This window comes from Kribbella jejuensis (assembly GCF_006715085.1).
Classification (GTDB): Bacteria; Actinomycetota; Actinomycetes; order Propionibacteriales; family Kribbellaceae; genus Kribbella; species Kribbella jejuensis.
This window is the reverse complement of sequence record NZ_VFMM01000004.1, coordinates 704686-717356: the sequence shown is the minus strand read 5'-3', so window position 1 is coordinate 717356 and position 12671 is coordinate 704686. Positions and strand designations below refer to the sequence as shown.

The window sequence follows — 12671 nt, the reverse complement described above, 5'->3', positions numbered from 1 at the left end:
TCTCACCCCTGCTGGGCCGTCCGATGCAGAAACTCCAGCGGTCGATGTCGAACTGAGACCGGCGGCTCCGACGTCCCGGGTACAACTGTCGGGTTCGAAGGAGGTTCGGGATGAGTTTGCCGGAGGTTGTTTCGCGGGACGAGTGGCGGGCGGCGCGGTTCGAGTTGCTCGCGGCGGAGAAGGAGTTCACGAAGCAGCGGGACGCGTTGAACACGCGGCGGCGGGAGTTGCCGATGGTGCTCGTGGACAAGCCGTACGTGTTCACCGGCGCGGACGGGCCGGTGAAGCTGGCCGACCTGTTCGAGGGGCGGCACCAGTTGGTCGTCTACCACATCATGTACCCGCCGGAGTGGGACGCGGCCTGCCCGAACTGCACCTGGTTCGTCGACGACATCGGGTCGCGGCGCGGGCTGGACGAGACCGACACGACGTTCGTGCTGATCTCGCGTGGCCCGTACGAGAAGCTCGCCGCCTACAAGGCCGAGCGGGGCTGGCAGCACCCGTGGTACTCGTCGGCCGGGACGGACTTCAACTACGACTACCACGTGACGCTGGACGAGTCCGTCGTACCGTTCGAGTACAACTACCGCTCGAAGGCGGAGTGGGACAAGCGGCCGAACGCCGACTTCATCCAGCAGGAGCAGCCCTTCGACCTCCACGGCCTGAGCTGCTTCCTCCGCGTCGACGAGCAGGTCTACCACACCTACTCGATGTACGGCCGCGGCCCCGACGCGATGACGTTCTCCACCAACGCCCTCGACCTGACCGCCCTCGGCCGGCAAGAACCCTGGGAAAAGCCAGCCGGCCGGGCAGTCCCTCCGTCACACGACGAACACTGCCACTGATCTTCCCAGTCCTCGCCCGTGGCGCTGTCCGCGACGGGCCTCGGGTGAGGGGCGGGCGGGCGCGCTGGGTGGCGCGCCCGCCGCGGTCCGCCTGTTCAGCGCGAGAAGTCGCTGATCAGGCCAGGTACGGCGCTGTCGAAGCCCGACACGTCCAGCATCCCCGGATCGGACGGGTCCGCGATCGTCCGCCCGCTCGCGGTCATCGCGACCACGACCAGCCGGGCGTCGATCCCCGACGTCTGCCGGTACTGCCGTAGTGCCTGGTGCGGATGGATGTCGCCGTACCACGTCTCGTTGTCGGTGTAGATGACGAACGTGTCGATCGCGAGCTTCCGCCGGATCGCGTACAGCATCGGCAGTGCGCAGTCGGTCGCCCCGAAAGGCAGCTCCGACACCGTGCGGATCGCGTCGTCCAGCCGCTGCCGTGGACTGATCGAGAGCCGCGTGAGCTCGGTGTCGCGGAACATCCGCTTGCTGGTGAAACCAACGATCTCGTACGACGACTCGGTTGCGGCCGTGACCAGCGCGAGCGCCGTCGAAGCTTCGCGGCACGTGATCGGCAGACCCGACACCGGCGAGCCCATCGACCCGGACACGTCGAGCGCGAGCAGCGTCCGCTTCCCGGTCGGCTCGACCGCGTCGTACGCCTGGTAGAACGCGGCGTCGAGCGCATCCACGATCGGCCGCGACGGCGACCAGGTCCGGACGCCACGCGTACCGTGACCGGCCGAATAGGTGCGCTGGGCAACGAGTACGTCGACCGGATGCACCCGCGCCTTCCGCAGTCGGGCGCGATCGGTGAGCTGGTCGGCGACGATCCGCGCCCACGATCCGAGCGGCTCGAGCAGCCCCAGCCGGGTCAGGCGGGGGAGCTGTCGCAGCAGCGCGGTCTGCGGGAGACCGTTCGCGAGCAGGGCTTCCCAGATCTGCGGCTCGTTCAGGAACCGGTCGGGGATCATCTCCCAGGACAGGGCCCGGTTGAGCGCGATCACGTCGGCAGCCTCGGTCACGTCGGTCGCGGCCTGGATCCGCTCGAACGCGGCGATCAGCGGGAGCGCGGACAGGTCGTCCGGGCGGCCGTGGATCCAGTCGAAGAGCTCACGCCGTACCGGCTCTGTCGTCTTCGGGTGCGCCAGGCGGAGCAGGTCCGCGTGCGACCAACCGTTGCGCCGGCGGTACTTGAGCACCTGGTACGCGAGCGCGTCGACGGCGGGTTCGACGTACCAGTTGCCGATCGCGCGACGCGTACCGCGACCCCAGCCACCGAACTGCTCGAGGTAGCCGGCGAACGTGAACAGGTGCGTGCCGGTGCGCGCAACGAGCGGTACGGCGGCCAGCGCGGCGCGACGCCCTTCCTCGTCACCGAGCTTCGCGGCGGCCGCGAGCGCGAACAGGGCCTGGTTCTGCTTCGGCACACGACCGGAGAGGGAGATGTCCAGCACCGCCGCCACCACCGCGGTGGCCTGCGTGCGCGCGAGGTCGATCACCAGGGCAGCGTTCTCCTGGGACAGCTCACGCGCGGACGTGTAGTACGTTCCGCCGGTGGTGCCGAGGGTCAGGAACCGGTGCAGGCGCGCGAAGTCGTCCTGTCCGAACGCGTACCCACCGGCACGGTTCAGCTGCTGCCGCGGGTCGGCCTGCTCGCCCTGGCGGGTCTGCCGGGTGCTGATCTGAGCCAGCGGGTCTGTGGACATGTCCTTTCTCCCCCATCGATTTCGGGCATGACGAAGACAAGCCCAGGCGGACGTGGTACGCCGACCGGAAGATGCTCTAGCCAGTTGAGCTACATCGGCGAACCGATGGCGGGACTCGAACCCGCAACATTCCCATCAAGAGTGGTAACCGACCAGCTCCGGCCCGCCTGGGCTTGTCTTCTGTCCCAACGGTACGACTGCACTGCCCGGGATCGCCACGTAATTATGGGGTTTCGCAATGGTGGCGGAGGGCAACTATCTAGCCGGCTGTGGACAACGATGCCGCCTGTGGACAACCGATCGGTGCTGATCTCCTTGAAAACAAGGGGTTCTGGCGTTGGAAACTGTCGGAGGGCGTGTCTAGAGTTATGGGCATGGAGATCCTGGGTGCACGACCCGTCTGGTCGATGAGCGACAGTGAGAAGCTGTCGGCTCTCGACGCGGTCGTCGCCGAGGAAGCGCGCTTGAAGACGCTGAGGTGGCAGCTGACAGCGAGCCTGGACGCCTCCGGCTACGCGAAGGAGCTAGGCGCCGGCGACACCGCTCGACTGCTCTCGACCCGATACCGCCAAGACCTCAAGGACACCCGCCGCGACGTCCGCCTCGCCAACAGAGTAGCCGCCTACACCGCCACCAGCGCCGCCCTACCAAACCCCACCACCCCCTTCCAAAACCCCACCTACGCCACCCCCGCCACCGACTGCGACACCAGCACGTCGGACTCCGGTACGTCGGACCCCAGCACGTGCCACGCTGGCACGTGCGACGCCGGCACGTCGGACTCGAAGGCGCCGGACAGCGGGATGCCCGACGCTGTTACGTCCGGCACCGCGGGTGCCGAGGGTGGCGTGGGGTGCGGGTGGCAGGTGAGCCCGGCGCAGGCCGCGGCGATTGTCGCCGTACTGGACCAGGTCCCATCCACCGTCCCGTTGGACAACCTGGAGGTCGCCGAGCGGGAGCTGATCGGCCTGGCCGCGACTCACACCCCGCAAGAACTCCGCCGCGCCGGTCGCCGGATTCGCGACCTCCTCGATCCCGACGGCCCCGAGCCGGACGAGAAGGAGGCCTACACCCGCGAATCCCTCACGCTGAAACCCGCCGACCGCGGCGTCACCTTCACCGGCTACCTCGCGAACGAGAACGCCGAACTCTTCCGCACCCTCATACACACCCATGCCCGCCCCCACCGAACCACCGACGCCGAACCCGACCCCCGCCCCCTGACCAAACGCCAAGCCGACGCCCTCACCACCATCCTCAACACCACCGGTCTCGACGGCGCCGGTCGATCGGGGCGGCCGCCGTCCGGACAGCACGCCAAGCGCGGTCCTGCCGACGCCATAAACTGCAGTACTTCGGACAACCCTCTGCCCGGATTCGCCGCATCGCGCCCCGCTCGTGCAGGTGCAGGCTCAGCGGCACTCGGCGACAACGGGGAACCGACGTCCTCGCCCGACCCGGAAACGCCCCGCACCAATCGCCGAGCCTTCGATCATGCGCTCACCGGCTCGGACGCCGACGCGGGTATCGACAGTCGTGGATGCGGCGGCCAGGACGTCGTACCCGGTCATGGTCAGAAGCCCCACATCAGCATCACCATCAACTACGACGATCTCGTCGCCGCGACCCCCAACGCTACTGGCACGCTGATCTTCGGCGACAACCTGTCCGCCGCGACCGTACGCCGCCTCGCCTGCGACGCCGCCGTACTACCCATCATTCTCGGCTCGAAGTCACAACCCCTCGACGTCGGTACCAGCCAACGCCTCGTCACCCGCGCGATGCGCCGCGCCCTGAACGCCCGCGACAAAGGCTGCGTAGTCTGCGGAGCCCCGCCCAACCAGACGGAAGCCCACCACATCATCCACTGGGCCGACGGCGGCCCCACCGCCATCACCAACCTGGCTTTGCTGAGGCTGTCGCGCGAATCCTCGGGGCCGGGGGTTGGTCGTGTGTTCGGCGGTCCGGGGGTGCTGCCCCTGCCGGTCAGGCGGGGGTGGCTTGTTGGAGTTTGAGGAGGTTGTGGACGGTGCAGATGAGGCGCCATTCGCTGTGCACGGCCGGAAGGCTGCGGCGGGCGAAGCGCCGGAATCGGAGGTTGTGCTTGATGTTGCCGAACACGGGTTCGATGCTCGAGGCCCGTTGCTTGTAGAGTTCGGCGTTGCCGGGGTCGGCGAGTTTGGTGTCCATCGTTTTGCGGGCGACCGTTGGATCGGTGGCTTCGCCGCGGACGTGGGCAAGCATTGCGTTGATGCGGGTGTCGGAGACGGTGAGCTCGTCGCGGGCGGCGCGTTTGGACATCTCCCCGCGGGCGACTTGTTCGATGACCGGGATCCATTCGGCGGGTTCGGGTTCGGCGCTTCGGGTGATGCGTTGCCCGTCGTTTCCGAAGTACCGCTTGGTCATGTCCCGCACCCAGGTGTAGGAGACACCGAGGATCTCGCCGGCCTTGCGTTGTGACAACTCGCCACGGTTGACCTTGGCCAGGACCGCGAGCTTGTCGTCGTCGGGCTTGTCTGCCTTGCGCCATGAGGGTTTCTTCGTCGCGATGAGCACCTCGGCACCAACACCGGTGGTGCCGTTCGCAGCCGTCCAGTAACCGGCATCGGCCACGAACGCCCCGACCCCGTCGTTGTGTCCGGCGTCGGTCAGGTTCTCGCTCACCGCGGTGGCCATCGGCACGAAGTGGGGTTGATCGTTGGTGGTTGCGGTGACCTCGGCCGCGACCACGATCTGAGCAGTCGTGGCAGCTGTTTGGGCGTTGTAGCCCTGCATGACACCCTTCGACGCCTGAGCAATGATCCGCGAGTGCGGATCGGTGGTGTTGGCCCGCCGCGGCTTCGAGCGCCGAGCGGCGTCTTCCTTGGGTTTGGGGCCGGTCAGCTTTCGTCCCAGCCCGGCCTCCTTCTTCGCGCGCTCAGCCATCCGGGACTCGTAGTCGCGCGACTTCTGCGACTCCAGCTCATCGAGCGCGGCACGGATCCGGGCCCGACGATCCCGGCCTCCCGCCCACTCGACGGGAAGCTCGTCGCCGCGGGCATCGCCATGCTCAGCGTCCTCGGCCTCATCGACCGCGGCAGCCTCGGCCAAGACCGCCTTGGCGACCTCACGCGCCGCATCGACCAGATCGCCAGGATCCATCTGGCCGGCCTGGCTGTGCTCGGCCATCGCAGTGAGTTCCTTGGCCAGGGCTTTGCCTTCGCGGTTGGCGAAAAACGATGCATTCGCGGCGATCTTGGTGCCGTCGATCGCGACCACGCCGGCATCAACCAGACCGGCCTTCACACACAAACCAAGGACCTGCCCGAACAACCCGGCAATCGCTTCTTGATGACGCGCCCGAAACCGCGCGATCGTCGCGTGATCGGGCTGCTGGTTCGCCGCCACCACCCGATAGGCGACGTCCTCGACCAGACGCCGCTCGACCCGGCGCGAAGACCGCTCACCAGTGCAATACGCGTACAGCAACACAGCAAGCATCATCGCCGGGTCGTAGACCGAACCACCCCGCCCGTCAGCCCGATACGCCGCGAAGAACTCCGCCAGATCCAGCTCGGCCACCGTGTCCAGCACGAAGAACGCCAGATGATCCCCAGGCAGCCACTCCCGCACCGAAGGCGGCATCAACATCAACTGATCCACGTCGCCACAACGCACATTCACAGCCACACCAAATACTCCCGCGAAACCCCAGCCAGACCCCGCAGGCGCGCGATTCGTGCGACAGCCTCTGCTCTGCAAACGCCACCACCAGGATCTGCACTCCGGCCACTGGCAGATCCGCATCCTCAACGGCATCGTCCAGGTAACACGCCCTTCCTGGTCGAACCCGACCACTATCCCACCCAGCAGCTACGAACCGCCGACCGCCAACATCGTCCACAAGCCACTCATCCCAATGAACCCCTGGGGCGATGACGAGCTGCCCAGCCCAAAGATCACCTCGGAGCCACCGAATCCGCATGACATCTGGGGCGATGAGATCGTGCCGGTGTCGAGCGCACGGTTGTCGCCGGTTACGCGCGATGTTTGGGGCCATGCAGTGACGCCCGCCACCGGTACCGCACAAACGCCCGTCGATCCATGGGGCGAAGACACTGCATCCGCGGTGTGACCCGCGGGACAGTCGTCCTTGAAAGCAACCGACTTGTGGGTCACAGCTGGTCGACTGCGACTGCGACTGCGACTGCGACTGCGACTGCGACTGCGACTGCGACTGCGACTGCGACTGCGGGTGTGGTGCGGTGCGGGTGAGGGGAACGGGCCGGTCGTGTAAGCCGGATTCTGTCGTGGGCGATCATCCATCTACGGTGACCGTTGCCGGGCACCTCCAGCGGCCTACCCGCGAGCTCGGGCGGGCCGCCCTCGAACGCTCGCGCGGGCGGTGGTTGCCCGCCGCCCTTCTTGGCCTTGCTCCACGTGGGGTTTACCTAGCCTCCGCAGTCACCTGCGGAGCTGGTGGTCTCTTACACCACCGTTTCACCCTCACCCGCACTCCTGTGAACCACGGGGTTCACCGGAGCCGCTGGCGGTCTGTTCTCTGTGGCACTGTCCCGCGGGTTACCCCGGGTGGGCGTTACCCACCACGCTGCCCTGTGGAGTCCGGACTTTCCTCGGCGCCCCGGCCAGCATCAACTGTCCAGGACGACGCGATCGCCCGACCGACCCGTTCCGTACCCTCAGGATACGGCCTGCTCGGACACCTCCGGCCACAGGCCGTCCGGTCCGCGGTGATACGGCCGTACGTCGACCACCGCGTCCAGGTTCAACGGTCCGTAGATGTGGGGGAAACTCATCCCGGTCCCGTCCAGGTCCTCGTCGCAGAGCGCGGACACCAGCCGGGTGGTGTCGATCACCAGCAGGCACAGCGGTACGTCGACGTCGTCGTACGCGAAGTTGGCCACCATCGCGACCTGCTCCGGGCGGGAGGCGTGGATGAAGGTCGCGCCGTCGTCGAGACTCTTGCCCCGCGTCGACCACCGGTAACAACCAGCCTCGACCGCCGCCTCCCACTGGTCGGGAAATGCGATATGAAAAATCGTCGCCATGAACCCAACGCTAGTGCTTCCGGCGGTGGATTAAGGTGCTCGACATGGCCAACGAGGAGCAGGGCGAGACCGACGCCACGGAGACCAAGGCGGCGAAGCCGACGGACGATCTGGTGGCGACGCGGCACACGATGACCGTCGACGGGCAGGAGTTGCGGTACACCGCGACCACCGGGCGGATCGTGCTCCGCGAGGAGGTGTATACCGACGGCAAGTTCGAGGGGCTGAAGCCGAAGGCGGAGGTCTTTTTGACGGCGTACACGCTCGACGATGCTGAGGCCACGGATCGGCCGGTGACGTTCGCTTTCAACGGCGGGCCGGGTTCGTCGAGCATCTGGTTGCACCTCGGGCTGCTCGGGCCGCGCCGCGTGGTGTCGGGTGACGCCGGTGCGCTCGCGCCGCCGCCGTACGAGCTGGTCGACAACGCGGAGACGCTGCTGCGGTACAGCGACGTCGTGTTCATCGACCCGGTGTCGACCGGGTTCTCCCGGGCCGCCGAAGGGGAGAAGCCGGGGGACTATCACGGGTTCACCCGCGACCTGGAGTCGGTCGGTGAGGTGATCCGGCTGTGGACGTCGCGGAACGGGCGGTGGATGTCGCCGAAGTTCCTCGCGGGCGAGTCGTACGGTACGACGCGCGCGGCCGGGCTGGCGGCGCATCTGCAGGAGCGGTACGGGATGTACCTGAACGGCGTGATGCTGATCTCGGTGGTGCTCGAGTTCGGCACGCTCGACTTCACGCCGGGCAACGACCTGCCGTACACGCTGTTCCTGCCGACGTACGCCGCGATCGCGCACTACCACGGGCTGGTCCCGGATCGGGAGCTTTCCGAACTGCTCGCCGACGCGGAACGGTTCGCGGCCGGGCGGTACCCGAACGCGCTTGCCCAGGGCAACAGGATCCCGGCGGACTACCGGGCCGAGGTGGTCACCCGGCTGGCCGCGTTGACCGGGTTGAGCGAGGACTACATCGACCGGGTGAATCTGCGGATCGAGCACATGCGCTTCTTCGGTGAACTGCTCCGCGCGCAGCGTCGTACCGTCGGCCGGCTCGACGGGCGCTTCACCGGCTGGAGCGCCGACTACGGTTCGGAGACCCCGGACCGCGACCCGTCGATGAACGCGATCACCGGGCCGTATTCGGCGGCGCTGAACCATTACGTACGGGTCGAGCTCGGCTACGAGAACGACGTACCGTACGAGGTCCTGAACATGGACGCCGCGAAGAACTGGTCGTTCAAGGAGTTCGAGGGCCAGCAGGTCACCGTCGCGGAGAAACTCGCGGACGCGATGCGGATGAACCCGCACCTCAAGGTCTACGTAGCCTCCGGCCACTACGACGGCGCCACCCCGTACTTCGCCACCGAACACACCCTCGCCCGCCTGCAGATCCCCGCCGAACTGACCCCCAACATCCAAACCAAGTACTACCCAGCCGGCCACATGATGTACGTCCACGAAGAGTCCCGCATCCAACAGGCGGCGGACCTCGGCGCGTTCATCCAGTCCTCCTCCAACCGCTGACCTTCAGGAAGGTGTTACGGGAGGGTGAGGACTTCGGCGCCGGTGTCGGTTACTACCAGGGTGTGTTCGAACTGGGCGGTGCGGGACTTGTCCTTCGTGGTGGCGGTCCAGCCGTCGTCCCAGAGGTCGTATTCGTAGGTGCCGAGCGTCAGCATCGGCTCGATGGTGAACGTCATGCCGGGCTCGATCACGTCGTCGAAACGTTCGTCGTCGTAGTGCGGGATGATCAGGCCGGAGTGGAACGACGTCGAGATCCCGTGGCCGGTGAAGTCGCGCACCACGCCGTACCCGAAGCGCTTCGCGTACGACTCGATCACCCGCCCGATGATGCTCACCCGGCGCCCGGGACGAACCGCCTTGATACCGCGGTTCAGCGCCTCCTGCGTGCGCTCCACGAGCAACCGGCTCTCCTCGTCGACGTCACCGACGAAGAACGTCGCGTTGGTGTCGCCGTGCACCCCGTCCAGGTACGCCGTGATGTCGACGTTGACGATGTCGCCGTCCTCGAGCGGCCGGTCGTCGGGGATGCCGTGGCAGATCACCTCGTTGACCGACGTACACAACGACTTCGGGTAGCCGCGGTAGCCGAGCGTCGACGGGTACGCGCCGCGGTCGATCAGGTACTGGTGGCCGACCGCGTCCAGCTCGTCCGTCGTCACACCGGGCTTGGCCGCCGCACCGACTGCCTGCAACGCCTGCGCGGCCAGCTTGCTGGCGACCCGCATCTTCTCGATCAGCTCCGGCGGCGTCACGTACGAACCGTCGAACGGCGTCGGTGCCGGCTTGTCCACGTATTCCGGGCGCGGGATGGAAGCAGGTACGTCGCGGCGCGGCGAAATGACGCCAGAGGTAAGCACAGACATGGTGAGATCATTGTAGGTAGCCGCGACAAAGATCCCGGGAGGTGGTCATCGATGAGCGACGATCACAGCAACGAGTGGTACTACAACACCAAGACCGGCAAGGTGGAGCCGTACCAGGGCGCGAAGTCGGGCGACCGGCTCGGTCCGTACAGCTCGCCGGAGGAAGCCGCCCGCGCGCTGGAAAAGGTCCAGGAACGCAACGAGAACTGGGACAACGACCCGAAATGGGACGACGACTGACAACGTTCTGAGGGGCACCACCGCAGCCGCGGTGATGCCCCTCAGTTGTGTACTACCGTCAGCGAGCGGCCTTGCGGGCCGGTGCCTTACGCGCCGGAGCCTTACGAGCCGGTGCCTTCTTGGCAGCGGTCCGCTTCACCGCGCTCTTCTTCGCGGCGACGCGCTTCGCGGGCGCCTTCTTCGCGGCCGTCTTGCGGGCCGTCGTCTTCTTGACGGCAGCCTTCTTGGCCGGAGCCTTCTTGGCGGCGGTGGTCCGCTTCGCGGCCGTCGTCGTCTTCTTCGCAGCAGCCGTTGTCTTCTTGGCAGCGGTGGTGCGCTTCGCCGGCGCCTTCTTCGCGACCGTCTTCTTGGCAGTCGACTTGGCGGTCGTCTTCTTCGCCGGGACCTTCTTCGCAACAGCCTTCGTGGCGGTGGTCTTCTTGGCCGCAGTCTTCTTCGCTGGGGCCTTCTTCGCCACCGTCTTCGTGGCCGCGGTCTTCTTGGCCGCACTCACCTTCTTCGTCGCTGTCTTCTTTGCTGCGCTGACCTTGCGCGCGGTCGTCGTCTTCGCGGCGCCGGTCTTCTTCGCGACAGTCTTCTTGGCGGGAGAAGCCTTTTTGGCTGTCGCCTTCCCTGCGGCTGCCTTCTTGGCTGGCACTCTGCCTCCTTGGTGCGGCTGAGGAAAACCACGGTGGATTCCTCGTCGTCATGATGATGACAACACTTGTGCGTTACGTAAAGCACCGGAAACACACCCAGGCTAAGGCGAACCGGCAGCGTGATCAGGCGCAATTGCCGAAAATCCTTGTAGAGAAGGGATTCCGCCGCGCCCCGAGCATGCCGGATGCCCGGAATATTTTCTTCGCGACACGCGGCGGTTTTGCCCCCGAAAGTGCCGGATCGGACGAGTGTTGTCCTCGGCAACGTCCTGCGAACAGAGGAGCTGAAGCACGTGTACGACGACCTGCACAACGTCGTCGAACTCCCTCGCGAGGTGCGCCGGGTGGTCAGCATCGTGCCCTCGTTGACGGAGTCGATCGCAGTCACCGACGCGGACAAAATCGTTGGTGCGACCGACTGGTGCACGCATCCCGCGGACCTCGACGTGGTCCGTGTTCGCGGTACCAAGAATCCCGACCTCGATCGGATCCGCGAACTCGCACCGGACGTCGTCGTCGCCAACGCGGAAGAGAATCGCGTAGTCGATCTCGACACGTTGCGCGCGAGTGGAATCGCGGTCTGGGTGACCGCACCGACGACGGTGCCCGAATCACTCGACTCACTCGGCCGCATGCTGTCCGCGATCATCGGTACCGAACCGCCGTGGCTGCACGAAGCACGCGAGGTCTGGAGCACGCCGTACGAAGGAATACGCCGGCGGGCCGTCGTACCGATCTGGCGTAGACCATGGATGGCACTCGGACGGGACACGTTCGCCGGAGATCTGCTCGAACGTCTTGATGTCGACAACGCGCTGAGAGATTCCGGTGAACGCTATCCGCGATTCGACCCGGACGCGTTACCCGACTACGACATCGTCGTACTCCCGGACGAGCCGTACGCGTTTTCCCCGGACGACGGACCGGAGGCGTTCGGCAAACCCGCGAAGTGCGTGTCCGGCCGGCACCTGACCTGGTACGGACCCTCACTCGTCGAGGCGCGCGCGTTGCTCAGCGGACAACTCGCGTGATGTCCACCACGAACGACGCTCGGCGTCTGGACGGGTTAGGCATGCCTCACCTAGGCTCGCCGGGTGCCGTCGATGAAGGCGAAGAAGAAGTGCTGCAAGGACAAGCCGAGGTGCAAGAAGTGCCCGGTGGTCCTGCTGCGCCTGTCCAAGGCTGGCTGCGCCGAACGGCTCGATCGCGTGCACTACAAGGTTGACAAGAAGATCCCGAAGAAGGTCCTGAAGGAAGCACGCGCCCGCTGACCTGCTGACCTACGAGGCCCGGCGCAACGTGATCGCGTCCGTGGCCTGACGCAGCATCGCGGGGATCGTCACGTGCGCGGCCAGGCCGGTCGCTTCGAGGTCGTCGCCGTACCACCAGCCGTGGTGGCTGATCGTCTGCAGCTCGAGCTCCTCCTGATTCGCGAACGTCACGTCGACGGTGTCCACCGCGACCGCGAAGAACGTCTGCCGCTGCACGATCAGGCAGCCGCTGTACTCGTACTCGATCGTGTTCGTCGCCACCGGCGCGCCGAGCTCGCCGGCCGGCAACTCGATACCGACCTCCTCGCGCAGTTCGCGGCAGGCCGCTTCGGCGATCGTCTCGCCCTCCTCGACGCCGCCGCCGATCGTGAACCAGTACGTCGTGTCCGGTTTCAGCGGGTCCCAGCCGTGTAGCAGCAACACCCTGCCGTCCGGGCGTACCGGCAGTACGCGGGCCGTCGTCCGCCGCCTCACCGTCAAGTCGGTCACACCACAAAACGCTAGACGAAAGAGGCGACCGAACGTCGCCCGAGGCGGCGCGTCTCACAC

12 protein-coding genes and 1 other RNA gene are annotated in these 12671 nt (G+C 66.6%); 6 read left to right on the top strand and 7 right to left on the bottom strand.

The genetic code is table 11. The features are described 5' to 3' along the window. Window positions 1–110 precede the first annotated feature (110 nt). Window positions 111–845: a DUF899 domain-containing protein gene (locus FB475_RS36130; RefSeq protein WP_141862930.1), complete on the top strand. Its 735-nt coding sequence runs from the start codon at window positions 111–113 to the stop codon at window positions 843–845. 95 nt (window positions 846–940) lie between these two features. Here FB475_RS36130 and FB475_RS36125 read toward each other — a convergent pair whose 3' ends face one another. Then, the gene (locus FB475_RS36125; protein ID WP_141862928.1) at window positions 941–2539 is read right to left on the bottom strand and encodes a TROVE domain-containing protein; all 1599 of its coding nucleotides are present in this window, start codon (window positions 2537–2539) and stop codon (window positions 941–943) included. Window positions 2540–2913: 374 nt separating this feature from the next. Here FB475_RS36125 and FB475_RS37100 point away from each other — a divergent pair, with 374 nt between their 5' ends. Next, complete coding sequence (locus FB475_RS37100) at window positions 2914–4554, top strand: HNH endonuclease signature motif containing protein (RefSeq protein ID WP_185759588.1); 1641 nt, start codon at window positions 2914–2916, stop codon at window positions 4552–4554. Here the strand turns inward: FB475_RS37100 and FB475_RS36105 are convergent. From FB475_RS36105 to FB475_RS36095, 3 genes are all read right to left on the bottom strand, one after another. Next, the gene (locus tag FB475_RS36105; RefSeq protein ID WP_141862926.1) at window positions 4526–6376 is read right to left on the bottom strand and encodes an IS1182 family transposase; all 1851 of its coding nucleotides are present in this window, start codon (window positions 6374–6376) and stop codon (window positions 4526–4528) included. The two genes, FB475_RS37100 and FB475_RS36105, sit on opposite strands and share 29 nt — an antisense overlap. Before the next feature lie 419 nt (window positions 6377–6795). Beyond that, window positions 6796–7208, bottom strand: an RNA gene (gene rnpB, locus FB475_RS36100) — RNase P RNA component class A. A gap of 10 nt (window positions 7209–7218) precedes the next feature. Further along, window positions 7219–7587, bottom strand: coding sequence for a DUF952 domain-containing protein (locus tag FB475_RS36095; protein ID WP_141862925.1), 369 nt, complete (start codon window positions 7585–7587; stop codon window positions 7219–7221). Between the two features lie 44 nt (window positions 7588–7631). Between FB475_RS36095 and FB475_RS36090 the strand changes: the two genes are divergently transcribed. Then, a complete protein-coding gene (locus FB475_RS36090) occupies window positions 7632–9110 on the top strand; it encodes a S10 family peptidase (RefSeq protein ID WP_141862923.1) in 1479 nt (492 codons plus the stop codon). A 14-nt stretch (window positions 9111–9124) separates the two neighbouring features. Here the strand turns inward: FB475_RS36090 and map are convergent, their stop codons facing one another. Further along, window positions 9125–9973: a type I methionyl aminopeptidase gene (gene map / locus FB475_RS36085; protein ID WP_141862921.1), complete on the bottom strand. Its 849-nt coding sequence runs from the start codon at window positions 9971–9973 to the stop codon at window positions 9125–9127. Window positions 9974–10024: 51 nt separating this feature from the next. Between map and FB475_RS36080 the strand changes: the two genes are divergently transcribed. Further along, window positions 10025–10213 carry a hypothetical protein gene (locus FB475_RS36080; protein WP_141862919.1) on the top strand — a complete coding sequence of 63 codons (189 nt, stop codon included), beginning with the start codon at window positions 10025–10027 and terminating at the stop codon, window positions 10211–10213. 58 nt (window positions 10214–10271) lie between these two features. Here FB475_RS36080 and FB475_RS36075 read toward each other — a convergent pair whose 3' ends face one another. Beyond that, entirely contained in the window at window positions 10272–10850 is a 579-nt protein-coding gene (locus FB475_RS36075; RefSeq protein WP_141862917.1) for a histone H1, read from the bottom strand. Between the two features lie 234 nt (window positions 10851–11084). Here FB475_RS36075 and FB475_RS36070 point away from each other — a divergent pair, with 234 nt between their 5' ends. Beyond that, the gene (locus FB475_RS36070) at window positions 11085–11882 is read left to right on the top strand and encodes a helical backbone metal receptor (RefSeq protein ID WP_238332654.1); all 798 of its coding nucleotides are present in this window, start codon (window positions 11085–11087) and stop codon (window positions 11880–11882) included. Between the two features lie 63 nt (window positions 11883–11945). Continuing rightward, window positions 11946–12122 carry a hypothetical protein gene (locus FB475_RS37095; protein WP_185759602.1) on the top strand — a complete coding sequence of 59 codons (177 nt, stop codon included), beginning with the start codon at window positions 11946–11948 and terminating at the stop codon, window positions 12120–12122. A gap of 9 nt (window positions 12123–12131) precedes the next feature. Here the strand turns inward: FB475_RS37095 and FB475_RS36065 are convergent, their stop codons facing one another. After that, the gene (locus FB475_RS36065; RefSeq protein ID WP_141862915.1) at window positions 12132–12611 is read right to left on the bottom strand and encodes an NUDIX hydrolase; all 480 of its coding nucleotides are present in this window, start codon (window positions 12609–12611) and stop codon (window positions 12132–12134) included. Window positions 12612–12671 lie beyond the last annotated feature (60 nt).

What these genes read in the sequence shown, in the direction of transcription:
- FB475_RS36130 (WP_141862930.1), top strand. Translation starts at nt 111, where the DNA reads ATGAGTTTGCCGGAGGTTGTTTCGCGGGACGAGTGGCGGGCGGCGCGG.
- FB475_RS36125 (WP_141862928.1), bottom strand. Translation starts at nt 2,539, where the DNA reads ATGTCCACAGACCCGCTGGCTCAGATCAGCACCCGGCAGACCCGCCAG.
- FB475_RS37100 (WP_185759588.1), top strand. Translation starts at nt 2,914, where the DNA reads ATGGAGATCCTGGGTGCACGACCCGTCTGGTCGATGAGCGACAGTGAG.
- FB475_RS36095 (WP_141862925.1), bottom strand. Translation starts at nt 7,587, where the DNA reads ATGGCGACGATTTTTCATATCGCATTTCCCGACCAGTGGGAGGCGGCG.
- FB475_RS36090 (WP_141862923.1), top strand. Translation starts at nt 7,632, where the DNA reads ATGGCCAACGAGGAGCAGGGCGAGACCGACGCCACGGAGACCAAGGCG.
- map (WP_141862921.1), bottom strand. Translation starts at nt 9,973, where the DNA reads ATGTCTGTGCTTACCTCTGGCGTCATTTCGCCGCGCCGCGACGTACCT.
- FB475_RS36080 (WP_141862919.1), top strand. Translation starts at nt 10,025, where the DNA reads ATGAGCGACGATCACAGCAACGAGTGGTACTACAACACCAAGACCGGC.